Origin of the sequence: Paenimyroides aestuarii (assembly GCF_024628805.1) — a bacterium.
GTDB classification, from domain to species: domain Bacteria; phylum Bacteroidota; class Bacteroidia; order Flavobacteriales; family Flavobacteriaceae; genus Flavobacterium; species Flavobacterium aestuarii_A.
On the sequence record NZ_CP102382.1, the window covers coordinates 1,463,618 to 1,488,798 of the forward strand.

Annotated in this window: 25 protein-coding genes; 12 read left to right on the plus strand and 13 right to left on the minus strand. The window is 35.7% G+C overall.

Going from position 1 to position 25,181, the window contains the following annotated elements:
• The first annotated feature begins 10 nt into the window (after window positions 1-10).
• From NPX36_RS06960 to NPX36_RS06970, 3 genes are read left to right on the plus strand one after another with little or no spacing between them, the layout of a single operon-like run.
• Window positions 11-418, plus strand: a complete 408-nt coding sequence (locus tag NPX36_RS06960; protein WP_257500684.1) for a hypothetical protein — start codon at window positions 11-13, stop codon at window positions 416-418.
• Between the two features lie 22 nt (window positions 419-440).
• Complete coding sequence (gene hemB / locus NPX36_RS06965; protein WP_257500685.1) at window positions 441-1,454, plus strand: porphobilinogen synthase; 1,014 nt, start codon at window positions 441-443, stop codon at window positions 1,452-1,454.
• A gap of 7 nt (window positions 1,455-1,461) precedes the next feature.
• A complete protein-coding gene (locus NPX36_RS06970) occupies window positions 1,462-1,863 on the plus strand; it encodes a c-type cytochrome (RefSeq protein ID WP_257500686.1) in 402 nt (133 codons plus the stop codon).
• A gap of 35 nt (window positions 1,864-1,898) precedes the next feature.
• On the opposite strand, the gene NPX36_RS06975 is transcribed toward NPX36_RS06970, so the two are convergent.
• Entirely contained in the window at window positions 1,899-2,807 is a 909-nt protein-coding gene (locus NPX36_RS06975) for a DUF808 domain-containing protein (protein WP_257500687.1), read from the minus strand.
• A gap of 92 nt (window positions 2,808-2,899) precedes the next feature.
• On the opposite strand from NPX36_RS06975, the gene NPX36_RS06980 reads away from it, so the two are divergent.
• Complete coding sequence (locus NPX36_RS06980) at window positions 2,900-3,457, plus strand: DUF4256 domain-containing protein (protein ID WP_257500688.1); 558 nt, start codon at window positions 2,900-2,902, stop codon at window positions 3,455-3,457.
• 4 nt (window positions 3,458-3,461) lie between these two features.
• The gene (locus NPX36_RS06985) at window positions 3,462-3,875 is read left to right on the plus strand and encodes a hypothetical protein (RefSeq protein WP_257500689.1); all 414 of its coding nucleotides are present in this window, start codon (window positions 3,462-3,464) and stop codon (window positions 3,873-3,875) included.
• A gap of 3 nt (window positions 3,876-3,878) precedes the next feature.
• Here the strand turns inward: NPX36_RS06985 and NPX36_RS06990 are convergent, their stop codons facing one another.
• Window positions 3,879-5,327 carry a hypothetical protein gene (locus tag NPX36_RS06990; RefSeq protein WP_257500690.1) on the minus strand — a complete coding sequence of 483 codons (1,449 nt, stop codon included), beginning with the start codon at window positions 5,325-5,327 and terminating at the stop codon, window positions 3,879-3,881.
• Between the two features lie 135 nt (window positions 5,328-5,462).
• Between NPX36_RS06990 and yiaA the strand changes: the two genes are divergently transcribed.
• The 3 genes from yiaA (at window position 5,463) to NPX36_RS07005 (ending at window position 7,149) form a co-directional block, all read left to right on the plus strand.
• Window positions 5,463-5,918 carry an inner membrane protein YiaA gene (gene yiaA / locus NPX36_RS06995; RefSeq protein WP_257500691.1) on the plus strand — a complete coding sequence of 152 codons (456 nt, stop codon included), beginning with the start codon at window positions 5,463-5,465 and terminating at the stop codon, window positions 5,916-5,918.
• Window positions 5,919-6,014: 96 nt separating this feature from the next.
• Window positions 6,015-6,548, plus strand: a complete 534-nt coding sequence (locus tag NPX36_RS07000) for a Crp/Fnr family transcriptional regulator (RefSeq protein WP_257500692.1) — start codon at window positions 6,015-6,017, stop codon at window positions 6,546-6,548.
• Window positions 6,549-6,603: 55 nt separating this feature from the next.
• Window positions 6,604-7,149, plus strand: a complete 546-nt coding sequence (locus NPX36_RS07005; RefSeq protein WP_257500693.1) for a DinB family protein — start codon at window positions 6,604-6,606, stop codon at window positions 7,147-7,149.
• Here NPX36_RS07005 and NPX36_RS07010 read toward each other — a convergent pair.
• The 3 genes from NPX36_RS07010 to NPX36_RS07020 form a co-directional block, all read right to left on the minus strand.
• On the minus strand, window positions 7,146-7,871 hold the full coding sequence (locus tag NPX36_RS07010; protein ID WP_257500694.1) for an MBL fold metallo-hydrolase: 726 nt from the start codon (window positions 7,869-7,871) through the stop codon (window positions 7,146-7,148). The two genes, NPX36_RS07005 and NPX36_RS07010, sit on opposite strands and share 4 nt — an antisense overlap.
• A gap of 20 nt (window positions 7,872-7,891) precedes the next feature.
• A complete protein-coding gene (locus tag NPX36_RS07015; RefSeq protein WP_257500695.1) occupies window positions 7,892-9,169 on the minus strand; it encodes a DUF4026 domain-containing protein in 1,278 nt (425 codons plus the stop codon).
• A gap of 123 nt (window positions 9,170-9,292) precedes the next feature.
• Window positions 9,293-10,789, minus strand: a complete 1,497-nt coding sequence (locus NPX36_RS07020; RefSeq protein WP_257500696.1) for an aminotransferase-like domain-containing protein — start codon at window positions 10,787-10,789, stop codon at window positions 9,293-9,295.
• A 75-nt stretch (window positions 10,790-10,864) separates the two neighbouring features.
• Between NPX36_RS07020 and NPX36_RS07025 the strand changes: the two genes are divergently transcribed.
• A complete protein-coding gene (locus NPX36_RS07025; RefSeq protein WP_257500697.1) occupies window positions 10,865-12,754 on the plus strand; it encodes a TonB-dependent receptor plug domain-containing protein in 1,890 nt (629 codons plus the stop codon).
• Window positions 12,755-12,768: 14 nt separating this feature from the next.
• Here the strand turns inward: NPX36_RS07025 and NPX36_RS07030 are convergent, their stop codons facing one another.
• From NPX36_RS07030 to gldB, 5 genes are all read right to left on the minus strand, one after another.
• Window positions 12,769-13,710 (minus strand): T9SS type A sorting domain-containing protein, encoded by a 942-nt coding sequence (locus tag NPX36_RS07030; protein WP_257500698.1) that lies wholly within the window; start codon window positions 13,708-13,710, stop codon window positions 12,769-12,771.
• A gap of 98 nt (window positions 13,711-13,808) precedes the next feature.
• Window positions 13,809-14,471: a ribulose-phosphate 3-epimerase gene (gene rpe, locus NPX36_RS07035; RefSeq protein ID WP_257500699.1), complete on the minus strand. Its 663-nt coding sequence runs from the start codon at window positions 14,469-14,471 to the stop codon at window positions 13,809-13,811.
• 69 nt (window positions 14,472-14,540) lie between these two features.
• On the minus strand, window positions 14,541-14,807 hold the full coding sequence (locus tag NPX36_RS07040; RefSeq protein WP_257500700.1) for a hypothetical protein: 267 nt from the start codon (window positions 14,805-14,807) through the stop codon (window positions 14,541-14,543).
• A gap of 36 nt (window positions 14,808-14,843) precedes the next feature.
• Window positions 14,844-15,179: a gliding motility protein GldC gene (gene gldC, locus NPX36_RS07045; protein ID WP_257500701.1), complete on the minus strand. Its 336-nt coding sequence runs from the start codon at window positions 15,177-15,179 to the stop codon at window positions 14,844-14,846.
• On the minus strand, window positions 15,179-16,138 hold the full coding sequence (gene gldB / locus NPX36_RS07050) for a gliding motility lipoprotein GldB (protein ID WP_257500702.1): 960 nt from the start codon (window positions 16,136-16,138) through the stop codon (window positions 15,179-15,181). The genes gldC and gldB overlap by 1 nt, the downstream gene beginning before the upstream one ends.
• A gap of 59 nt (window positions 16,139-16,197) precedes the next feature.
• Here gldB and nadE point away from each other — a divergent pair, with 59 nt between their 5' ends.
• Window positions 16,198-17,004, plus strand: a complete 807-nt coding sequence (gene nadE, locus NPX36_RS07055; RefSeq protein WP_257500703.1) for an NAD(+) synthase — start codon at window positions 16,198-16,200, stop codon at window positions 17,002-17,004.
• A gap of 75 nt (window positions 17,005-17,079) precedes the next feature.
• Here nadE and dnaG read toward each other — a convergent pair whose 3' ends face one another.
• Complete coding sequence (gene dnaG, locus NPX36_RS07060; RefSeq protein ID WP_257498035.1) at window positions 17,080-19,047, minus strand: DNA primase; 1,968 nt, start codon at window positions 19,045-19,047, stop codon at window positions 17,080-17,082.
• A gap of 136 nt (window positions 19,048-19,183) precedes the next feature.
• Between dnaG and NPX36_RS07065 the strand changes: the two genes are divergently transcribed.
• Window positions 19,184-19,849 (plus strand): hypothetical protein, encoded by a 666-nt coding sequence (locus NPX36_RS07065; protein WP_257498036.1) that lies wholly within the window; start codon window positions 19,184-19,186, stop codon window positions 19,847-19,849.
• A gap of 481 nt (window positions 19,850-20,330) precedes the next feature.
• On the opposite strand, the gene NPX36_RS07070 is transcribed toward NPX36_RS07065, so the two are convergent.
• Both NPX36_RS07070 and NPX36_RS07075 read right to left on the minus strand, forming a co-directional pair.
• Window positions 20,331-21,740 carry an MBL fold metallo-hydrolase gene (locus tag NPX36_RS07070; protein ID WP_257498037.1) on the minus strand — a complete coding sequence of 470 codons (1,410 nt, stop codon included), beginning with the start codon at window positions 21,738-21,740 and terminating at the stop codon, window positions 20,331-20,333.
• 76 nt (window positions 21,741-21,816) lie between these two features.
• Window positions 21,817-22,617 (minus strand): sulfite exporter TauE/SafE family protein, encoded by an 801-nt coding sequence (locus NPX36_RS07075; protein ID WP_257498038.1) that lies wholly within the window; start codon window positions 22,615-22,617, stop codon window positions 21,817-21,819.
• A 110-nt stretch (window positions 22,618-22,727) separates the two neighbouring features.
• On the opposite strand from NPX36_RS07075, the gene NPX36_RS07080 reads away from it, so the two are divergent.
• Complete coding sequence (locus NPX36_RS07080) at window positions 22,728-25,154, plus strand: bifunctional UDP-N-acetylmuramoyl-tripeptide:D-alanyl-D-alanine ligase/alanine racemase (protein WP_257498039.1); 2,427 nt, start codon at window positions 22,728-22,730, stop codon at window positions 25,152-25,154.
• Window positions 25,155-25,181 lie beyond the last annotated feature (27 nt).

The window sequence follows — 25,181 nt, forward strand, 5'->3', positions numbered from 1 at the left end:
AAATGATGTTATGAAAAAGTATATTTTATTTTTTTTGATGATTAATCTTTTTACAGGTTGTGATTATTTCAATACTTATTCCTTGAAAAATAAATCAGGTCAAATCTTGCTTGTTGAAGTTGTTGTAAATGACAAATATATTGATTCAAAGAATATTAAAGAATCAATGATGTACAATTTGAGATCAAATAAGATTATTTCATTAGATACCATAAATTATAAGCTAAAATTAAGTTTAGATAGTGATGAAGAATTTATGTTTGGCGGTGCAACTAATGGTTATCCATTGCTTGATCGTTATGATCAAATAACTATTTATAAGGAAGATTCTTTAGTATTTTACGGTAATCAATATATTATACAGAATCTGTACACTAATTCAAAACAAGATCACACAGAAGTTTTAAATATATATTAAGCTAAAAACGAATAACAAGATTATGTTTCCATTACACAGAGGTCGTCGTTTAAGAGTAAACGAATCCATAAGAAATTTAGTTCGCGAAACAACTTTAAGTCCCAGCGATTTTATGTTTCCGATGTTCATTGCAGAAGGTGAAAATTATAAAGTTGAAATTCCATCAATGCCCGGAATTTTTCGTCGTTCGATTGATTTAACAATAGAAGAAATCAAAGAACTTTTTGCTTTAGGAATTCGTGCCGTAAATATTTACGTAAAAGTCGATGAAAGCCTAAAAGACAATACCGGAAAAGAAGCTTGGAACGACAATGGATTGATGCAACGTGCCATTCGCGAAATCAAAAAAGCATGTCCTGAAATGATTGTGATGCCCGATGTGGCTCTCGATCCATATTCCATTTACGGTCATGATGGAATCATCAAAAACGGTGATATCGCCAATGACGAAACCAACGAAGCACTCGTGAAAATGGCGGTTTCGCATGCTAAAGCCGGAGCCGATTTTGTGGCACCAAGCGACATGATGGACGGTCGCGTATTGCGTTTGCGTCAAGGATTAGATGCGGCAGGTTTTCAAAATGTTGGCATTATGAGTTATTCGGCTAAATATGCTTCGGCTTTTTACGGACCTTTTCGCGATGCATTGGATTCTGCACCAAAAGAAAATGAAGGAGATGTTGCTGACCCTGTCGAAGTACCAAAAGACAAGAAAACCTACCAAATGGACTATGCCAACCGCATCGAAGCTGTGAAAGAAGCCCTTTGGGATGTAGAAGAGGGCGCTGATATGGTGATGGTAAAACCCGGAATTGCATATTTGGATATCGTTCGTGAGGTAAAAAATGCCGTAAATATTCCCGTAACGGTTTTCCATGTTTCGGGCGAATATGCCATGATCAAAGCCGCTGCTGAAAAAGGTTGGCTCGATCACGATAAAATCATGATGGAACAACTCATGTGCATTAAACGTGCTGGAGCAAGTCTAATTTCGACTTATTTTGCCAAGGAAGCGGCTATTTTATTAAACAAATAATATCAATATGAAAAAGTTTTTATTTTTAGGAATTGTTGCATTAACAATGGCAGCATGCAGTAAAAAAGAAGAGAAAAAAGAAGCATTGTATCCTGAAAATGTTGCTGAAAAATTAAGCCCTGAAGAGCAGCTAATTGCCGACGGAAAAGAGTTGTTTGAAAGCAACAAAGCAGCTTGTTTTTCGTGCCATAAAGTGGATAAAAAAGTGATTGGACCTAGCGTTAAAGAGATTGCTAAGGTTTACAAAGAACAAAACGGTGACATGATAGCATTTTTGCGTAAAAAAGCCGACCCAATTGTTGACCCGTCGCAATACAATGTGATGGAAACCAATTTTGCTATTCTAAAAACCATGAGCGACGAAGAGTTGCAAGCTTTAGAAGCATATATGATGAGTACGATTAAGTAACAAGAAAGGCATCCATTTAGATGCCTCTTTTTTATTTAATGACTTGTCTTTTTACCAAACATCTTTTTATATGCCGTAACTAGTAAAACTACAATTAAACCGGCAACTATACCGTATAAGAACTGTTTGGCCATTTCTGGTACATTGGGAAGTAAATGATGTAAATAATCTATATTATGATCAAAAATTCCGCCAGAAACCAATAGTAAAGCCAATGTTCCAACAACTGCTAAACCTTTAATTACCCAAGGAAGGGCTTTAATTAAAAAGTTGCCTAAAGTAGCCAGAAAACCTGTTTCACTTTTTGATTTTTTTATCAGTTTGTAGCCGGCATCGTCCATACGCACTATTAGAGCTACAATTCCATAAACCCCAACTGTTGCAATAATGGCAACGATGGAAACTGTTACAATTTCAACAAGAAGCGGGTTGAACTCAGATTTTAGCGATTCATAGCCCGATTTTGCAGCTGCTAAGGCAATAATCACAATTTCTAATGATAGAATAAAGTCGGTAGTAATAGCCGATTTAATTTTTGCTTTTTCTAGCGCCTCGCCGTCTTCGGAAACTTCAGTAGCTTCCTCGATTACTTCCACTCCTTTTTTCTTTCTGTGAAACAAAAACTCCACAATTTTTTCTACGCCTTCAAAGGCCAAATAAAATCCACCGATGATTAATATAACAGTGATTGCGGGTGAATACAGCCATTCTAAAAGGAAAACAAAAGGAACAATAATCAGTTTGTTTAAGAAAGATCCTTTCATAATTTTCATGAGTACCGGAATTTCTCTCGAAGATAGAAAACCGGTTGCTTTTTCTGCATTCACTGCTAAATCATCTCCTAAAATACCTGCTGTTTTTTGTGTTGCAATTTTACTCGTTACTGCCACATCGTCCATTAAAGCTGCGATGTCGTCTAAAATTGCAAAAAAGCCTGATGCCATATCTATTTAATTTTTTTTAAATGTAAAAATATAAATTTATCTTTAGATTTATTTTTAATTCGCTATCAAAATATAGCTACAAAATTAAAACAATGAAAAGCAAATTATCAGCAGAGGAGCAATCTATTTTTTTAGATACTTTAAAAAAAAGATTCGCAAAGAACAGGCATCGACATAAAAATATCGATTGGAATGATGTGGAAACAAAATTGCAAAAAAATCCTTCAAAAATCGATGTGTTGTTGAGAATGGAAGAAACAGGAGGCGAACCTGATGTGGTGGTTTTTGAGGAGAAATCAAATGAAATTGTTTTTTGTGATTGTTCAAAGGAAAGCCCAAAAGGGCGTCGCAGTTTTTGTTATGACCGTCCCGCTTTGGATGCCCGAAAGGAACATAAACCCGCAAACAACGTTATTGATTCCGCAGATGAAATCGGTATTAAATTGTTAAACGAAGAAGAATACCACGCTTTACAGGCTTTAGAAGCTTTTGATACAAAAACATCGACCTGGATTGAAACGCCTCAAAAAATCCGAGATTTAGGTGGTGCCTTATTTGGCGATTTTCGATACGATACCGTTTTTTTCTATCACAATGGGGCTTCGTCTTATTATGCGGCACGCGGTTTCCGTGGCTTGTTAAAAATTTAGTGCAATGAAAAGTATTAGTTTTGCTTTCATACTGCTTTTTGGCTTTAGCTTTTCATTAGCAGCTCAAAATAAAGTGTCCGATTTTAGAAATATTTATGGAAAGGACATTTATTACTATTACAGCGGCGATTTTAGTTATTCCCAAAAGTACTTAGATGAACTTTATTTAATTGCAGAATATTACATTGCAAACTCTAAAAATCAATTGCTTAAAAACATCATTGACAGTAAATACAGATTGGAATATTCCATTGAACAGCAACAGCGCAATGATAAAGAATATACGGTTTTAGGAATTGGAACAGTAACAGAGGGCAGAATTACCAAAGCACAATGGCTGTATTACGATGCCAAAGATAAAATTTTATATGAATATGATTTGCCAAATGATGAATTGGTGGTTTTTGAGTGCTTATGATTGTTAGTTTTGCCACAAATCAATAAACCAATTGATAAAAGTTAAACTAAAAACGTCTTGATTTTCTTTTTGATGCTGCATAAAAATTATGTTATCCCTGAAAGATTGTCTTTGAATGATATCGGGATTCAGTAAATATTTTTCAATAAGCAGTACAAAGTCAATGATTCGCTGTTCATTTACTTGCGTTAAATATTTTTTATATCTGTTTTTAAAACTCTGCAACCGTGTAAGCGCATACTCAAGATTATCAAACTGTGCGTGTAATAGAATTTCGATTAAATTTTTGCGTATTGTCCAAACAACACCCATTTTCTTCTCATACCAAATGTCGGAATGCTGCAATTTTGTAAAACTTTTTAGCGCCTGCCGATTCTTCTTTTTTGCCAAATAAAAACATTCGCAAAGCTGCAAATCTATCACATCCTCAGCAATAAATTTTTTGGGTAAATTGCTTAATTCGCCAGTTGTTTTTTGAAGTGCTTCGTCTGTATTTCCTGAAAAATGCAGATTTAAACTGTGCAAAATAATCCATTTATGGTGAAATAGATTGAAATATTGACCGTTTTGCTGTTGCATTTGTATATGCATTTGGTTTAAATATTTTTCAGAATCGATAAAAAGCTTGTTTCTAAAACAAAAATTCGCCAAATAATACAATATGTGGATATGGTAATAAAGTTGGTTGCCACTCGCCGATTTTTGATGAATAATAGTTGCAGCTTTGGATGCGTAGGCTTCAATTAAAGAAAAATTCTGTTGAATATGCGCGTATTCATTTGCCAAATGCAAAATTTGATAGATAGATTTATAATTGAAAAAATCGGTTGGTTGTAGTTGATACTTGGCAGCAATTTCTGTAATAAAATCGTTAAGATTGATTATTTTTCCATGTGCTTGCGTGTTTTGAAATGCTTGCCTTAAAACGGCGTATGCCATGTTTAGTCGGGCTTCTTTGTTTAAAAGCTCTTGATTTTTAATGATTTTATCGGTTAAATCTTCCAGTTTTTCCCGATCATTTAGAAAAGCATATTGCAATTTGATTTGTAGAATTTCGTGCAACAAACTGTATTGTTCTAGTTTTTCAGCCACCATTTCTGCTTTTTTTAGACATTTAAAGGCGGTTTTGTGCAAATTGTGCTCTAGTAAAAACTTACTTACAACCAGTAAACGCAAAGCTTCGTGGGCTTCGGAATTGTTTTTCTCAAAGGTTTTTTTAGAGAGAAAAAGAAGCAAACTTTCATATAAACGTTTTCTTAAAGAATGGTATGCATCTTTATTTTTATCGGAACCATACAATCTTTTTAATTTATTTATATCGACCGTTTTTAAGATGGAAAACAATTCAATATTCTTGGTGTCATTCCGTTTATTGCGAAGCTTTAAATATTGTTTAAAACCCTTTGATTCTTCTTCGTTTAAAATAGAAATTAGTTCTGATAGCGCATCCATTTTTGTTCTTTTTGAATTTAAAATAAAGATACTTTTAAAAAGGAATATATCAACGGTTTTTGTGAAAATTTAGTTTTTTGTATTTCGGATTATGTTGCAGATTTGCTGTATCAAAATCACTAAAATTGAAAAAATATGGAAACAGTTAAAACAAACAATGAAACGCATAAAAAAAACGAAATCAACAGAAATCCTTTAAAACCAACACCTGCATTTATCGGCGCTTCGTGGATGGTACTTTTTATTGGAACCATTTCCTATTGTGTTGGATTGTGGAACGCCGCCATGCAGTTAAACGAAAAGGGCTATTACTTTACCATTTTACTTTTTGGTTTGTTTGCAGTGATATCGGTTCAAAAAACGGTACGCGATAAAGCAGAGGGGTTGGAAGTGACGGAACTTTACTACGGATTGGCGTGGTTTGCAACCATAGCATCAATCACATTGCTCGTAATTGGTTTGTGGAATGCAGATTTATTGCTGAGTGAAAAAGGATTTTACGGCGTATCCTTTATATTGGCGGTTTATGGTGCAATTGCTGTACAGAAAAACACCCGCGACGCTAAATTAATTGATAATCTTTACAAATAATTTATTTAAAACTCGCTTCTCAAGCGGGTTTTGTTTTTTTAAGAAGAAAGCGATTATTTAAGAGATTTTAGTACCTTTAATTTACAAAAGTACTACATGAAAACAGCTGACCCTTATCGCTTATTCGAAACTCATAACTTGTTTAAAAAAGAGCTGCATTTAGATCGCAACGAATATCTATCGACAAGTGGCTCCATTGCAACCGATATTTATTTTATTAAAGAAGGAAGCTTGAAAGTTTATGTGATAAATAACGGCGAAGAACAAATTATACGGTTTGGATATCAAAACAACATCATTGTTTCGCTGGATTCTTTTTTATCAGGAAAACCATCCGATTTTTTCATTCAAGCGATAAAGAAATCTACCATTCAAGTGGTTGCTAAAGAAGATCTTATTGCTTTTTTTAATTCGGAACCCGCTTATTTAAAATGGTGGATTGCTATTTTAGAAGATTTGGTTCTACAACAAATAGAACGCGAAAAGGATTTATTGATTGCATTGCCCATAGAACGATACGAACGCGTTTTAAAACGCAGTCCGCAACTTTTTCAGGAAATTCCCAACAAGCATATTGCAAACTATTTGCGCATGACCCCCGAAACATTATCGCGCTTAAAAAAATCTTGATTTCAATCAACTTTTAATGATTTTTAAAGCGTGATATTTGCTTAAAAATATTACCATGAGAATTGCTACCGAAAACTTAATCGAGGAACTTATTGAAATTACCACGGAACATTTGACATTCGCCGAAGAATTGCTTTTAAAATCCGAGGCCGATTTAAACAAAAGACTTACAAATGACAGTTGGAGTGTTTTAGAATGCTTGGAACATTTGAATTGGTACGGGAATTTTTATTTACCTGAAATTGAAAGTCGTATGAAGGCATCAAACACAAAAGCTACAACAGCCTTTAAAAGCGGCTGGCTGGGAAATTATTTTGCACAAAGCATGCTACCCAAAGAAAAGTTGAATAAAATGAAAGCGTTTAAGTCTATGAACCCTATTCACAGTCGTTTGTCAAAAAACACCGTTACAGTTTTTATAGAGCAACAAAAACAGTTGCTACATTTGTTGCATGCAGCGAGATTAGTGGATTTGAATAAAATCAAAACCAGTATCAGTATCACATCTCTTATAAAACTAAAGTTGGGCGATACGTTTCGGTTTGTTATTTATCACAATAAAAGGCATGTGGTGCAAGCGAAAAAAGTGCTTATGAATTAAAACTGTAATACGGGATTTTTTAAATCATGGTACAACAAAATGTGCCACTTTTCGGCTTTGGCTTTTTCTTTCCAAATTTTACGGAGTTTCATTGCTTTTTCGCCGTTATAGTCTGTTTTGTAGGCAATAGCTCGCTTTAAATAAGCAGTAGTTGGCAAATCGTCTGCGCCATAGAAAAAAGTAGTGGTTTTGTCGGTTATCCAAAAAACTTGATGAAAAACATCGTGTGCATTGGTCACTAAAAAACCAATTTCGGGAGTGAGCCAACCCTCAGCGGTATCTATCCAAAAAATATCAGACATTTTTTGTAGTTGTTGCAACATTTCATGATCATACGAAGGGTTTGTTTTTTGTTCTAAAGCGTGTTCAAAAGCTTGCTTGTTTAGGTAAATGGTTGCTTTAGGAAAATTTGCAACCCATTCTTTTTCCGTATTAAAATATCCCAAACCGCCCACATGGTCTTTGTGAAAATGAGAAATCAAAATTTTAGTGATATGACCTGGATGCACTCCATGCGTTGCTAATTGTTTTAAAATGGCGGGTTGGTTATCTTCTAAAAAATCCAACCCGGCATCTAACAATATACAATCGTTTAAGGTGGTAATTAAAAAAGGTTGAACAGCCAGTTTTATTCCCTTTGACACATCGTTCGGATCTAACAGGTTGAATTTTTTATTCTTGACAATTTTAAAATTCCCTTGTTTAATTACTTTAAGTTCCATTCTTTATTGTTTTATAGCTATTAAGCAAATAATTCGTAAATGCTGTCGGGTGTAAAACTTTTCTCAGGTGCATAAATCACCCAATCGGTTAAATGTTTTAAAGGAAGGGTTAACACATCGTTTTGATTGTATTTTTCAATTTGGTACGGCTGGTTGAGCAAAGTTACCTGCAGCGTATCGTCTTCATCAATAGCGGTTACATCAAACCACAAATGTTCGTTGCCATCGCCTTCATCAATAGGCAATCCCAGTTTCATTAAAAACCGCCAATTTTCCTGACCAAATTGTTGCTGAAAGGCTTTTTTAAAAGAATGATATTGTTCATAAGCCAAAGCAGACATACGTTCGGTTTCTTCGTTTTTGATGAAATAAATCGGATTTTCTCTTAAATCTTCTGTTAAAACATCAGGTGGGTAAATCTCATTGTTTTCGTGCAAATAAACCACTCCCGATGGTCCATAATTACCTTCCTCCGGAGTACGTTCTTGCAAACCGCCCGGTATTGCTGCCGGATAATTGGTCACAACGTCTTCCCAACGCATCCAAACAAAATTCAAATCATATCCAATAAAACCCATATTAAATGGTTCGTTTTCAGGTGCGGGTTCATAAATGAACTTAGAAACCATAGCGTCTAACAAGCCGTTGAGCTCGTTTACTCCGTTTTTAATATCGATCATTTCCAGTTCTACTGTACCGCAGCGATGCAAACCGTGCGTGTGCAGCCAATATGTTTTTTCGCCATCAATTTCATCATACACACCGTGAATGGTGTAAATATAATGGGGCGAAGGCGGTGTGATTAGTTTCGAGGCAACTTTTGCCCATTGTCCTGAAAGCAAACGAGCAGGCATGAAATCGACCAAAACAGTAGGGTTCGGCACCAAAGCAGTAAGCACTTTTAGTTGCAGATGAAAACTTTCTAAAATATGTGTAGAAAAATACATAGAAGATTCCAAATAAAACGATTCGTTTTTTGCTAGTTCCCAATCATTTGGGTCGATGTGGTTGATACGTGCGTAATTGTCTAAGTTTAGCACGCTGCTTTCTACCACATATAAATGCACCTCATACGCATTGTTTTTATACACAATGTTTAGTGCAAATTGTTTTTTTAAGGCAGGATTATCGCTTTCCACCGTTTCTTCTTCAAACGAAACCACCTCAAAATCTTTAGTATTTTTTAGTTGATTGTGAAGGTATTCAAAGCTAAGTGTGTTTTGGTTATTTCTTCCGAAAATGCCCATTTCTGAAGGTAATCGCAACCCTTCCGTTGCAATTTGATCATATAAACTCATAAATTTTTTTTTAAATTCTTTACTAAAGATAATGATTTAGAAGTATGTAAAAGGTTTATGAAGCTATTTTTTATAGTTTTTTATTTTTTTAGTGGGAAGAAATTCAGTTTTAGTGCATTTTTGCTATGCATTTCTAGTTACCAGATCATCATACGCTTTTCGTAACATTTCAATGGTGTGGTTGATTTCTTCGGTATTCAAATGACCAAATCCCAACCGAATGCCGCAAATGTTTTTGGTTTGATACAATAAATAACCGGGTAAGAACACATCGTATCTCTGTATTTCTTTTGCCAATTTTGCCAGTGAAATAATTGGGTTGAATTGAACAAAGATAGCCAAACCTCCTTTAGGTTTCTCAAAAGAAATCAATGATCCAAAGTGTGTCTCTAATGCATGGCACATAGTATCGCGCTTGGCTTTGTACAGCACAATTTTCTTTTTAATTTGACGGTGCATTTCGCCTTCGTGAATTATTTCGGCAAGTATTTGTTCTTTCATTAAATCGCCTTGCGGATCCATCATTTTATAGTAGTTTTTAGCCTCATTTATAAAGTTTTGCGGCGCCACCATAAAACCAGCCTCAAACGCAGGAAACAATACTTGTCCGGCTTTTCCCAAATAAATAATCAGACCGTTTGTATCTGCACTTGCCATTGGCGGTGTTGCAAGCGCATCATACTGAAAATCATAATCATAATCGTCTTCAATAATGGCAAATTTATATTCGTTTGCCAATGCCAGCAACTGTGCACGCCTTTCGGATGTAAGGCTGACTGTGGTTGGGTAATGTCTTTGAGGGGTGCAATAAAGCAGTCGGATGCTGTTTTTGGTGAAATTTCTTCTGATAAATTCCACATCAATTCCAAATGCATCAACAGGTATGGTTTTTATTGTAGCTTTTGCTTGACTAAAGACCATATTCGCAGAAAAATTGCTTAAATTTCCTACCAAGACCAAGTCGCTTGGTTGCAATAAAAGTTGTGCTATTAAATGCAAACTCATTTCGGTATTGCGCGTTACCAACACATTTTTTGGTGTAATTTGTAAATTGCGAGTAAGGTTTAAATAATTACTCAATTGTGCATCTAAAAAAGAAGTTTTGTCGAATAAAAACCGATTCCATTTGGTGTGAAGGGTAGATCGCCTTAAAACGGTGTTGTACCACCGATTGTATAAACCATCGGTATGCAACCGAATATCGGTTTGTCCGTCGTTAAATGTGTAAGTGGTGTTTGCTTTTTCATACGGAGAAATTACATGCGGACTTTGGGTAAAGCTAAACCCTGTTTCTAAAGGATATTGCTTGCTTTGCACAAATGCTTTCAGCTGATTTGTGGGGTGTGGATGCTTTTTTTCTAAAACAAAAGTACCCTTATTAGCAATAATTTCAACCCAACCTTGCGAAGCCAATTCGTCATAAACAGCCACGGCTGTGTTTCGGTGAATTTGTAACAGTTTACTTAATTGACGGGTTCCAGGTAAGTTACTGCCTGCCGGTAACAGGTCTTCTTGTAACGCACGAATCAATTGTTGGGCAATTTGTATATAAACCGCAACCGATGCTTTTCTGTCTATTGATACTACTTTTTGTATTATTTCTTCTACCGGACTATTCATTGTGTTTCTACCGGACTATTTTAGTCGGCTGGCAAGTTACGAATTTTGCACCACTTTTTATTAAATATATAACAAATGAAAAATAAATACCTATTGTTGGCACTTTGTAGTTTTTCGTTTATTGGTAAAGCCCAAGTTGCAAATGATACTATTGACGAATTGCAGGAATTGGTCATCTATGAAAACCGTATGCAGATTCCTTTTCAACAATCAACCCGAAATATTCAAGTAATTACAAAAGAAGATATTAAAAAACTGCCGGTTTCATCGATAAATGAAGTGTTGGCGTATGTAAGTGGAGTAGATATTCGCCAGCGTGGTCCGTTTGGTTCGCAGGCAGATATCAGTATCGACGGTGGTTCGTTCGAACAAACAATGGTGCTGTGGAACGGCGTTAAAATGGGCGATGCACAAACGGCACACCACTCCATGAATTTGCCTATTCCTTTGGATGCGATTGAACGCATTGAAGTATTAAAAGGACCAGCAGCCAGAATTTACGGTATCAATGCCTTAACCGGAGCGGTGAATATCGTTACTAAAACCCAAACCAATGATTTTGTGCAACTGCATGCCTATGGTGGTAGTTCGTTTAAAAGCAAAGAAGAAGGAGATGGCAACGGAATCTATGCAGGTGGTGGTTTGCAGGCAACAGCTGGTATCAATACCGGAAAAGTACATCATTTACTAAGTATTGCCAAGGAAGAAACCAACGGACAGCGCTACAACACTGCTGCGAAGAATTTAAAAACCATGTATCAAGGTAATGCTCCGTTGAACGAAAACCACGGCTTTAACTGGATGGGTGGATATATTGATAACGAGTTTGGAGCCAATGGATATTATGCAGCTCCGTTTGATAAAGAATCATATGAAGTGGTGCAAACCCTTTTGTTAAGCGTGGGCAGTAACCACCGAATTACCGATGATTTGACCATAAAACCTCGAATAAGTAATCGATACAACGAAGATGATTATCGTTTTTACCGAAACGATTTAAGCAGAGCGCGTTCCTTGCACTATTCCAATGCGTTTATGTTTGAATTGAACGGTGTTTATACCACAAATATTGGAGATTTTGGAGCAGGTTATGAGTTGCGCTTAGAAGACATAAATAGTTCCAACATTGGCGAACACGACCGAAAAAACCATGGATGGTTTGCCGAGTATAAAAATACCTTTTTCGATAAATTGTTGGTAAACGTAGGTGCTTATTGGAATTATAATACCGATTACGGTTTTCAGTGGTATCCCGGTGCCGATGTGGCTTATTTGCTTACCAATGATTGGAAAGTGCAAGCAAGTGTGGGAAGCAGCCAGCGTATTCCATCGTTTACAGATTTGTATCTAAATCAACGACCAGGAAATATCGGAAACCCTGATTTAAAGCCTGAAGCTGCTTGGCAATACGAAGTAGGGGTGAACTATACCAAAGCCAATAGACGTTTTGTTGCTAGTGTTTTTGAGCGAAATATTTCTGATTTTATTGATTGGACTCGGATTTCAACCGATGTTCCTTACCAACCGCAAAATTTAGGAAATCAAATCATGCGTGGATTGAATGTGCGATACAATCAAGATATTCAGATTGCAACCAATCAAAAATTAGGTTACTCTGTAAGTTATCAATATTTAAGTCCGAAGAAAGAAGATTCTGCAAGCGAAGTGCTTTCAAAATACACCATTGAAAGTTTAAAACACCAAGCAATAGCAGGAATTAATTATACGATAGATGAGGTAAGCATTCAGTTTCAAAACCGATATATAAAACGCGAGCTGAACGAAGGCTATGTAGTTAGCGATTTAAGATTAATGTATGAATTCCCTTGGTTTCAGGTATATACGCAAGCAACCAATTTATTCAACAGTTCGTATAAAGAAGTGGCAGCAGTGCCCATGCCAAGCCGTTGGATCCAATTGGGTGTGAATTACCGATTTAATTTAAAAAAGAAGACTTCCGAATAGGAAGTCTTTTTAGTTTATTGAACAATAATTTTTTCTGTTTTGTTACCTTTATCGGTTTGTATCACAAAAAGGTACACGCCTTTATTAAGGTTTGATACATTGATAGAATCAAAATTTTCTTTTACAGAACGTACCAATTTGCCGGAACTATCTAAAATTTGAACAGCTTGCAGATGGACACCATCGGTTGTTTTTTGTTCAACTGCCACATAATCAGTTGCCGGATTGGGGTATATTTTAAAATTTTCATTTACAAATTTTTCTAAGCTTAATGTACACAAATCGCTGAAATAGAAATTAGTATAGTCATGTACACCATCCCATGTAATGGACCAATTATTATATGGTGGCAAATTGTTTGTTGCATCTAAAGGGTTATCAACTTCGATACATAGGTCCGGATCTGCACCTCCATACAAAATAATGGACACGGAGCTAGCTTGGTTGTTTCGTAAACTAATTCGTTCTAAATAACTTAATTCTCGTACGTTGAGGTAGCTAAAATTAGGGCTGTTGCTAAAATCTAATTCGCGAATTTCTCTTGGTGGAACATCTAGGCTTGAGCATTCAAGTATCAATTCTTCTAAAGAACTTAAAGGTGTTGCATCAAAAGCAGTTAGGTCACAGTTGTCTAAATATATATATTTTAGATTTGATAAGTTGCTGAAATTTATGTTGGTCGCGTCATTTATGACTTTAAGTATTTCTAAGTTAGTAAAATCATTAAAACCATCTAAATTACCAACATATGGGAAATTATTGGGACTATTGTCTATAAAATCTAATTCGGTAACTGTTAGTGCGTCACTAGTTAAAATCTGACCATTTATCAATCCATCGCTATCATATCCCCAATGTACCAAATAATTTTCAAAATTTTGATCTGGTATCAATGTAACTTGCGCCTTTATTGCAAAAGGCACAAGTATTAGTAAGGTTAAAATTAGCTTTTTCAATATGTTAATTTTTAGGTTTATATGTCAAATATAATAAAAAATTAACAAAAGTTTATGTATGTGCTTAAAAAAAGACTTCCGTTTTTGGAAGTCTTTAATTATAATCTGGTGATTTTTTTTAGATTTTCAATCGTGGCAATGGGATCTTTCGCATTAAATACAAAACTACCCGCAACTAAAACATTGGCACCTGCTTTCGCTAAATCGGCAGCGTTTTTGTCGGTAACGCCACCATCGATTTCTATTAAAGTTGTGGCATTGTTTTTAACAATAAGCTCTTTAAGCTGCTGCACTTTTTTATACGTATTTTCAATAAACGATTGCCCGCCAAAACCTGGGTTCACGCTCATGATACAAACTAAATCTATATCGTTGATCACGTCTTCTAACAAAGCCACATTCGTGTGTGGGTTAATGGCAACACCGGCTTTCATGCCTGCTGCTTTAATCGCTTGCAACGAACGATGAAGGTGCGTGCAGGCTTCATAATGAACCGTTAGCACATCGGCACCTAAATTTTTAAAAGTTTCAATGTATCGGTCTGGATCTACAATCATTAAATGTACATCGATGGTTTTTTTAGCATGTTTATTGATGGCAGCCAAAACCGGCATACCAAATGAAATGTTTGGAACAAAAACGCCGTCCATAATATCAATATGGAACCAATCGGCAGCGCTGTTGTTAATCATTTCCACATCGCGTTGTAGGTTCGCAAAATCGGCAGCAAGTACCGATGGCGCAATTAATGTATTTTTCATTGTTGTGTGTTGTTTGTGCAAAGATACAAAGTTATTTTTACTACTCTTGAATGGATTTATTTAGCTTTTTTATTGATAAACAGCAAAGATTAAAAGCAACATGGTGAATAGCATTCCCAGGCTTATGTAATGAAGTTTTGGAGTGCGCTTTTTTAAGCGCAGCATCAATGCAATGATTAGAATGGGCAGCGCATACAAAGTAATCATTAGCAATAAAGAAGTTGTTTCAAAAATTGTTTTTGCAAGTACATTTCCATAAACATTTATGTTAAAAGCTGTGAGCCAATAAATGGTCGTGAATAAACTAACAGCAAAAACAATTTGAGAAAGTTTCATTTTAAAAGCCAATTTTTTATAAGTGTTTTTAGCGACTTACTTTTTGTGTAATTCTAATTTTTCGGCGAAATAAGCGCAAAAATCGCGCATGGTATCGCTCATTTTTTTGTCGTCGGTTGCACGTTCAAACGTATCTGCCATTGCCACTAAAGTTTGGTGAAAAAACACTTTCATTTCATCAACAGGCATTTCTTTTGTCCATAAATCAATGCGTAGTGTTTCTTGTACTTTACTGTCCCAGATTGATAAAAGCATTGCCTTTGCTTGTTCGTTTACTATGCCACCATCGTTTGCAGTCCAACGGATGTCTTCAGGAACTTTATTTTCATCAACCGTGATGTTTATTTTAATTTCAGAGGTGTTGTTTGCCATTATTTTTTAGGTTTATATTTAGATTCGTCGAAAATGGTTTTAGCATCTTTCAATGCCAATTCTTGCAAAGTTACATTATTATTTTTCATATATGAACGCACAATTTGCCAGCCAATATATACACCCACACTACCTGGCGATTCTTGGTCTAGTTCTAAATAAAATTTAGAAAATGGTGCCCGCTGAATAAACCGTGCAATGAGTTTCACATCGTTGTCATATAAATATTTACTTTCTACAAAATATTTCCATACTTGGGCTTCGTTTGCTTGTATCCACTGCATTTGCTCTGCGGTGTAATTCATTTTTAAAGCATCGTTCACTTCTGGCAACAATTGTTCTTTAAAATACATAATTTTTCCCCAATAAATCATTTGACTGATAAAGGTGCGTTCTTGTGGCGCAGCTATTTTTTGAGCGGCAAAATGTTCTGCTAAATCCACCACAATTCGGTTCGGTTCAAAATCGCCTAAGGTATAGCTGTCAAAATCTACATAGAATTTATGGTCTTTTCCCAAATAAGTATCCAAAGAAATTACAGCAATAGAATCGGCATAAATAGCACGACTCATTATATCAACTTCCGACAATACCGTGACCACTTTGCCGGGGTTTTCGTTTGGAAAATAATATTTAATATGTTTGAAAAGTAGGGAAAGTTCTTTTTGTAATTCAGAAACATCTTTAAATTTGTTTTGGGTTTCTTTATACAATTCACCAAACAAACTGTCGTTTTTCTTTTTAAACCAAACCGAATCAGGCGTGCTAGCAGTTAGTAGATAGGGGTATTTTTGTTTTAAACGGTCAAAACTTTCTGGTGTTGTTTGCATGAATTCTTGGTCGAAACGTTCTATTTTTGCTTCCACAGGAATAGCGAGAATTTCATCGCGAACGGTATTTTCTTTTTCACATGCCACAAAAAATAACGAACAAAACAATAAATAAAATGTATTTTTCATCGTAAAACGTATGAGATTTTATAATTTTAATGCACAAAGATACTTAAACGAAAATTGCAATGGAATATAAAAAAATAAATTCTGAAAAAATAGTAAATCATATTGTTCAATGGCTTAAAAACTATGCAGAAACAGCCAAAGTGAAAGGATTTGTAGTGGGAATTTCAGGAGGTATTGACTCTGCTTTGGTTTCCACTTTATGTGCTAAAACCGGCTTGCCTACCTTGTGTGTGGAAATGCCTATACACCAAGCTGCTAGTCAGGTATCGCGCGGGAAAGAGCATATTGCTTTTTTGAAAGATTTATATCCAAATGTACGTGATACTGTTGCCGATTTAACACCTACGTTTGATTTAATGAGCGATAATTTGCCAAAAACCGAAAATCAAACGCTACAAAATTTAACTTTAGCCAATACGCGCGCGCGTTTACGCATGACAACTTTGTATTATTTTGCAGGAATCAATGGGTTTTTGGTAGCCGGAACAGGAAATAAAGTAGAGGATTTTGGTGTTGGATTTTTTACAAAATACGGTGATGGCGGGGTTGATTTAAGTCCGATTGCCGATTTAATGAAGTCGGAAGTGCGTGCACTAGCAACCTACTTGGGAATTACTCAAAATATCATCAAAGCAAAACCCACTGACGGATTGTTTGGAGATGATCGTTCAGACGAAGATCAATTAGGAGCTAATTATGACGAGCTAGAAGCGGCGATGCATGCAGATGCTGCCGGGAAAACTGAAGCCGACTTAACAGGGCGCGAATTAGAAGTTTTTAAGATTTACAAACGATTAAATACGATTAACCAGCACAAAATGAATCCTATACCGGTTTGTGAAATTCCCGATGAGGTGAAGTTTTAGGAGGGATTTTTTTTAACTCTATTAAATAAAACACTGCCAAAGTTTTAAACTCTGTTAGAGTTGTTTAAATTAAAATCAACTAAACCTCGACATTACCCTGCCTAGTTGGGTAGAAAAAGTGTGTTTTAAATTGTTGTAATCAACAATATCGGCTAATAAATCGCGTGCTTTTTCAGGGTTTTCGTGAATTTGTTTTTTTAAATCTTCAATTATATCAAAAATCAAATACGAACGAAGCGTTAAAATGGTTTCGTTTACATATTGTTGCACACCCAAATCTTTTCCTTTCACGATAATGTTCTGTTTTTCCCAATTGTGTAGGTTATAACGTTCTTCATCCATAATAATGGAGGTGATTTCATCGGCTAATTCTGGTGGTACTTGGGTTAGATAATTTTCTAAATTCCAGCCTTCATTGGTGTGGTAAAAGGAAAGAATGTCTTTAAAGATGGCTTTGAATTTTTCATTGCTCATTTCCACTTCATCTTCTTGCAAGCTTAAAAACACTTTATCAAATACTTTGCGTTTCACACGTTTTTCCTGGGTAACTACTTTTTCGTCTTCAACAGTAAGTTCATACTCGTTAAACAATTCTTCGTAATTACCGTAAATCAGCAAAATTTCAATAATTTTTCGCTCTAATAGATAGATAATGTTGACTTGTTCTTTTGATTGATCCGCTTCAGGACGAACCACTTCCATTTTCTTGTCTTGAACAAATTTTTTATTGGCTTCTTGCAATTCTTTTTTGCCGATTTGTGCCAACGTGCTGAACAAAACATCTTCAGAAATATCCATGATCGATGCACATTCTTGCACATAAACCTCGCGCTGAATATGATCAGGCACTTTAGAAATAGAAACCACTATGTCGCGAATAACATCGGCCTTTTTAATTGGATCATTGCCGGCATCTTTCATCAACAAATTCGCTTTAAAACGAATAAAATCGATAGCGTTTTCTTTTAAATAGCTTTGTAATTCATCAATCGGCGTTTTTCGGGCAAAACTGTCGGGGTCATCGCCATCGCGAAACGTGCACACACGAACATTCATACCAGCTTCTAAAATCAAATCAATCCCTCGCAACGACGCACGCATTCCGGCAGCATCGCCATCAAACAAAACCGTAATGTTTTTAGTTAAACGGTTAATCAATCGGATTTGATCGGGCGTTAAAGCTGTTCCAGACGAAGCCACCACATTTTTTATGCCTGCCTGATGCATTTGAATCACATCGGTGTATCCTTCTACCAAATAACAGTTGTCTTTGGAAGCAATTTCTTGTTTTGCATGGAAAATTCCGTACAAAACTTTGCTTTTATGATAGATGTCGCTTTCGGGTGAGTTTAGGTATTTCGCTGCTTTTTTATCGTTGGTTAAAATTCGTCCGCCAAAACCCAACACGCGGCCACTCATACTTTGAATGGGAAACATGACGCGCCCTTTGAAACGATCAAAGGTTTTGTCGTCTTTTACAATCGTTAATCCAGATTTTTCAAGAAATTCTAATTGATAGCCTTTCGCCAAAGCTTCTTTCGTAAAAGCATCCCATTGATCGGGTGAATATCCCAATTGAAATGTTTTGATGGTTTCTTCGGTAAACCCCCGTTCTTTAAAATACGAATGACCAATTGCCAAGCCTTCATCGGTTTTTAACAACACATCGTGAAAATATTTCTTGGCGAATTCGGAAACCACAAACAAACTTTCGCGTTCGTTTAAGGCTTGTTTTTCTAAATCGGTTTGTTCGGTTTCTTCAATTTCGATCTGATACTTATTGGCAAGGTAACGCAACGCTTCGGGATACGAAAAATGTTCGTGTTCCATAATAAAGCTAATGGCATTGCCGCCTTTGCCCGACGAGAAATCTTTCCAGATTTGTTTGGCAGGTGAAACCATGAACGACGGCGTTTTTTCGTTCACAAACGGACTTAAACCTTTGTAATTACTGCCCGATTTTTTAAGTTGCACAAAGTCACCAATGACTTCTTCCACACGGGCAGCCTCGAAAATTGCGTCTATAGTTTCTTTTTTAATCATACTGCAAATATAAAGATTTGAGTAAACATGAAAGAGAAAAGAATAAAGATGTTTTTTATTGTTAAAATTATGTTGTTTATTTTTTTTTTACATTTTTTTGTCATATTTGTTATGTTTAATTTTAAAATCTTTTATTATGAGAAAAGTTAAGTTTTTATTTAAATGTTTATCAATTACTTTACTGTTAGCTTCATGTAGTGATGAAAATCTTACAAGTGATGAAAGTAGAAGTAATGAAAATGTGACGAATAATGCATTATTTAGTAGTAGCAGTGCTAGTTATTCAGTAAACTCTATTGAAAGAGTTGTTAATTTTTCTGATTTTTTTATTTCTAATATTCAAGGTAGTAACGGTATCTACGTTTATACATTGGATTCATTAGGAATACAAAAAAATATTGATATAGAAAAGACTGAAAACGAACTAAAAATAATAGATAATGATGCTCATAGGTCGTTGGTATTTAATAGAGTAGATGAAACAATAACATATTATGAAAATTTAGTGGAAGTTGATATCACTAATGAGTATATTGATGATTTAGTATATGTATATTATCAATATTCCGTTGTAAATAATAATCCTAATGCCGCTAAATCAAATAATTCTCTTTCTATAGGTAGTACTATCCATACTGCGATTTCTATTCAATGGCGAAAATCTATAGCAGTAGAGAATTGTCAGAGGTTAATAGATGATTATCTAGCGGAAAATCCAGATTGTCATCAATTAGGAGGGATTGACACGTGGTGTTCATTTGGAGATTTTGGTTGTATAGCTATTGGTGAAATAGAATGTTAAATTTTTAGTTATGAGTTTACTTTTAGAAAATCAAAGTCTAAAGAGCCTTTTTTTGTTAGGTTTATTAATAATAATTTCTATACTAATATTAGTTGTCACTAATAAACGAATAAACCAAGTAAATAAAATAATTAGTGTTGGATTATTGTTGTTTTTACCACCGATTGGCATCTTATATTCTATTTATTTACTAATAAATAGAAAAAGAATACACATCAAAGAAATATAACATAATTTAAAATAAATATTAAAAGCATCAATCTCTAAAAAAAAGGAGATTGATGCTTTAAGAAATAATAATTAACTCGAACTCAACATATTTTTTGGATCTAAAAATGGTTCTAATTCTTCTTTAGTTAAAAATGTTTTGTTCTAAAAGTAATTTGTTACTCCCTACAATATCAAATTATTAACGAGTATTTATGGAGTAACTAGTTATTGAAAATCACAAACGCCTCGAAAATCTCGAGGCGTTTTTAGTTTATTTCGTACTACAACTGCTTTCGCATTCTTGTGTTACAATTGGTAAGTTGGTTTCTTTAATTTTACCAAAACCGCCAATTACATCAATCATATTATGGAAACCGCGTGCCTTTAAAATAGACGCTGCAATCATAGATCGGTAACCGCCTGCGCAATGCAGATAGGTTGTTTTCTGTGATGGAAAATCGGCAACATGATCGTTAATAAAATCTAACGGAAGGTTGGGTACGTTGGCAATATGTGCCGAACTGTATTCACCCGGTTTACGCACATCAATAACTGATTCTTCACCGTTATTCATCAATGTTTCCAATTCATTAGCGGTGATTCTGCCAATAGAAGCAGTTTCAAAACCGGCATCAATCCAAGTTTGCATTCCGCCTGCCAAATATCCCAAGGTATTATCGTAACCCACACGAGCCAAACGCGTAATGGTTTCCTGCTCACGACCTTCTGGCGTTACCAAAATAATTGGTTGGTTAATATCGGTAATCAAAGATCCCACCCAAGGAGCAAATCCACCATCAATCCCGATAAAAATAGCGCCGGGTATATGTGCTTTTCCGAAACTATCTGCATCGCGTACGTCTAAAATCAATGCATCGCTTGCAGCTTGTTTAAATTCCACAGCCGAAAAAGCTTTGTTTTTTTCAATAATGGTATCAATAGCTTCATAACCACTTTTGTTCAATCGCACATTTTCAGGAAAATAAGCAGGAGGAGGCAATAAACCATCGGTCACTTCTGCCACAAATTCCGCTTCGGTCATATCGGCACGCAATGCATAATTGGTGCGTTTTTGTTCGCCTAGAGTTCCAACTGTTTCTTTGCTTAAATTTTTCCCACAAGCCGATCCAGCTCCGTGTGCCGGATATACAATCACCTCATCTGCCAACGGCATAATTTTGGTTCGCAAGCTGTGGAACAAAGTTGCTGCCAATTGTTCTTGCGTCATACTTGCTGCTTTCTGCGCCAAGTCGGGTCGACCTACGTCGCCTAAAAATAAGGTGTCGCCACTAAAAATTGCATGGTCTTTTCCGTTTTCGTCGCGCAACAAATAAGTGGTGCTTTCCATGGTGTGCCCAGGAGTGTGCAAGGCAATAAGGCTTAGTTTTCCAATTTTAAAAACTTCACCATCGCTTGCTATATGCGCTTTGAAGGTTGGTTCTGCGGTTGGTCCGTACACAATTGGTGCGCCCGTTTTTTGAGAAAGGGTTACATGCCCGCTTACAAAATCGGCATGAAAATGCGTTTCGAAAATATATTTTATGGTAGCATTGTTTGCTTGTGCTTTATCAATATATTGTTGCACTTCTCGTAGAGGGTCAATAATTGCTACTTCGCCCTCACTTTCAATATAATATGCGCCTTGAGCCAAGCATCCGGTATAAATTTGTTCTATCTTCATAATTTAAACGATAAACATTCGTAATTGCAAAAGTACTAAATTTCTTTGTTGCTGAATATGATAAGCATCATCTGTGCTAAAACAACTCTTTTATCAATATATAAACAGACATGGTTAATATAAACCAGCCAAAAATCATGCGTAAATTTCCGTCGATAATTCTTTTTGACAAGCGATTTCCTATAAATAATCCCAATATCGAAATAGCTGAAAACGATAATACCAAAATCCAATCAATAGAATGTTGCATTAAATCGCCCGTAAAACCTATTAAACATTGAATAGCAATAATGGTCAGCGAGGTGCCTATGGCTTGTTTCATGGGCAAATTGGCAAAAAACACCAATACGGGAATGATTAAAAAGCCGCCGCCTGCACCCACTAAACCCGATACGGTTCCAATGAGTAAACCTTGCGTGATTAAAGGCATTGCCGATGTTACGATTTTTGGTGTGGCTAAGTTTTTTTGTCGTGGTTTTTTAATCATTTTAGACGAAGCAGCAAACATGACAATCGAAAACACAATCATGATTAATTTCGATTTTGATAAGCTCACATTGTTGCTTAGCGTAATCACATCGGGCAATAAAGGTACCAATTGGGAACGGGTGAAAAATACTGCCAGCAACGAGGGAATGCCAAAAAGCAATACAATTTTAAAATTTACATTTTTTTCAATGGTGTTTTTAACACTTCCCACTGCCGAGGTGCTTCCTACAATAAAAAGCGAATAGGCGGTAGCAAGCAATGGATCAATCCCTACTACATACACTAAAATAGGCACAGTTAAGATAGAGCCGCCACTGCCCACCAAACCTAGGGTTACGCCAATAAACAACGCCAATATTAAACCAATATAAAAATGTATGTCGTGCATAAATTGTTTAAGAATTTGCAAATTACGATAATATCATTGCTTAACAAAGCGAAATTTTCAATCATTTTTACAAAAATATCTTGTTACCTTTGATTCTATTTTAATGGATTATGAAAATTGAAACAACCGTTTTAGCGAATGTTTTACAAGTGGTGGATACAGTTGCAACTGATGAAATCTCGGTTTTAGATATTTCGGTAGATTCGCGTTCGTTGCGAAACAATGCCCACACGCTTTTCTTTGCCCTGAAAGGAAACAATCACAATGCCCACGATTATCTAAACGACTTGTACCAAAACGGGGTGCGGTATTTTGTGGTTTCACAAGATGTTTTGTTGCCTGCCGATGCCGTTATCTTTAAAGTAAAAAACACCTTACGGGCTTTGCAAAACTTCGTGGCTTTTTACCGAAAAAACTATCATTTCCCCGTGATAGGTATTACTGGAAGCAACGGAAAAACCATCGTGAAAGAATGGTTAAACCAGTTACTGTTGCCTTTTTACAATATCATTAAAAGCCCTAAAAGCTACAATTCGCAAGTAGGGGTGCCGCTTTCAGTGATTGCGATTAATGACCAGCACAATTTAGGTATTTTTGAAGCAGGAATTTCGCAACCAAACGAAATGGAGTTTCTCGAAGCTGTAATTCAGCCTACAATTGGTATTTTAACCAATATTGGTCCGGCACACAATGAAGGCTTTTCATCGAAAGAAGAAAAATTACAAGAAAAAATAAAGCTTTTCAAAAATGCCGACGTTTTAATTAGTGAACAAACCCATTTAATTGCTGCCAACAAACCACAAAATCCAAAATGGTTTACATGGAGCTTTATCAAAGAAGCCGATGTTTTTTTTGAAAGGAATGATACCGTGCTTAGCGTTCAATTTGAAAAGGAGATATTTCAGGTGAATTTGCCGTTTACCGATTTAGCTTCGGTTGAAAATATTGCCACATGTATAACCGTTTTGTTGTTTTTAAAGGTTGATAAAACGTATATTATTCAAGCAATTCCAAAATTGCAAACCGTGCAAATGCGCCTTCAGGTTAAAAAAGGAATAAATGATTGTTTGTTAATAGATGATAGCTACAGCAGCGATTATCAATCACTAAAAATTGCCCTCGATTTTTTGGAACAACAAAAAATGTATCAGCAAAAAACGGTGGTTTTGTCGGATATTTTTCAAAGCGGATTTACTCCCGAAGTGTTGTATCAAAAAGTAGGGCAGTTGCTTACCCAAAATCATGTGACACGCGTAATTGGCATTGGAAACCAGATTGGATCGCACCTGAAAAATATTTCTCAATTTCAAAGTTATCCCAATACAGAAACGTTTTTGAATGATTTCAATTTGAAAGCATTTAGGAATGAAACCGTGTTGATTAAAGGCGCTCGAAGCTTCCAGTTCGAAAAAATTGTTTCAGAATTGGAAGAAAAAACACACGAAACCGTTCTGGAAATCAATTTAGATGCCATTAGTCACAATCTTAATTTTTATAAATCAAAACTGCAACCAACCACCAAAATAATGGTTATGGTAAAAGCTTTTGGATACGGAAATGGCAGCTATGAAATCGCAAAACTGCTGGCGCATCATCAAGTGGCGTATTTGGGGGTTGCCTTTGCCGATGAAGGCGTAGAGCTGCGAAAAGCCGGTATTAAATTGCCAATTATTGTGATGAATCCCGAAAATTCGGCTTTTGCTACTATGATTGCTTATAATTTGGAACCCGAAATTTATAATTTGCACGAATTGAAAGCTTTTCTTCAAATTGCAGAAAATTTCAATCTGTTTCAATATCCGGTGCATTTAAAATTAAACACAGGCATGAATCGTTTGGGATTCACCCAGAAAGATTTTCCAGCATTAATAGAATTGCTTAAAAACACCAATTTAGTGCAGGTTGCCAGCATATTTTCGCACTTGGCAACCAGCGATATGCCAGAAGAAAAACAGTTCACCTTGCAGCAAATCGAACGTTTTCAAAAAGAATCGACTTATCTTAAAGAAGAATTACAAATTCATCCGATTTTACATATTTTAAACACATCGGGCATTTATCATTTTGGTGCTTACCAAATGGATATGGTGCGTTTGGGTATTGGCTTGTATGGTGTGGGAAACGAAGCGAAAGAAGACGCGCAGCTGCAAAATGTAGCTACATTAAAAACCGTTATTTTGCAAATAAATGAAGTGGATGTAAACGAAACGGTGGGATATGGCCGACGCTTCATTGCAAACAGAAAAAGCAGAATAGCGACCATTCCCATAGGATATGCCGATGGAATCAGAAGAAGCTATGGAAACGGAAACGGATTTGTACTGATAAATCACCAAAAAGCACCTATTGCAGGCACTATTTGTATGGATATGCTAATGGTTGATGTTACCGATATAAACGCAAACGAAGGCGATGAGGTGGTTGTTTTTGGAAATGATTTACGAATTACTGAATTAGCAAAAATTTGGAATACAATTCCTTACGAAGTAATGACCTCTATTTCGCATCGAGTAAAGCGAATTTTTTATAAAGAGTAATTGGTTTTTAACATAAAATTGTAATTT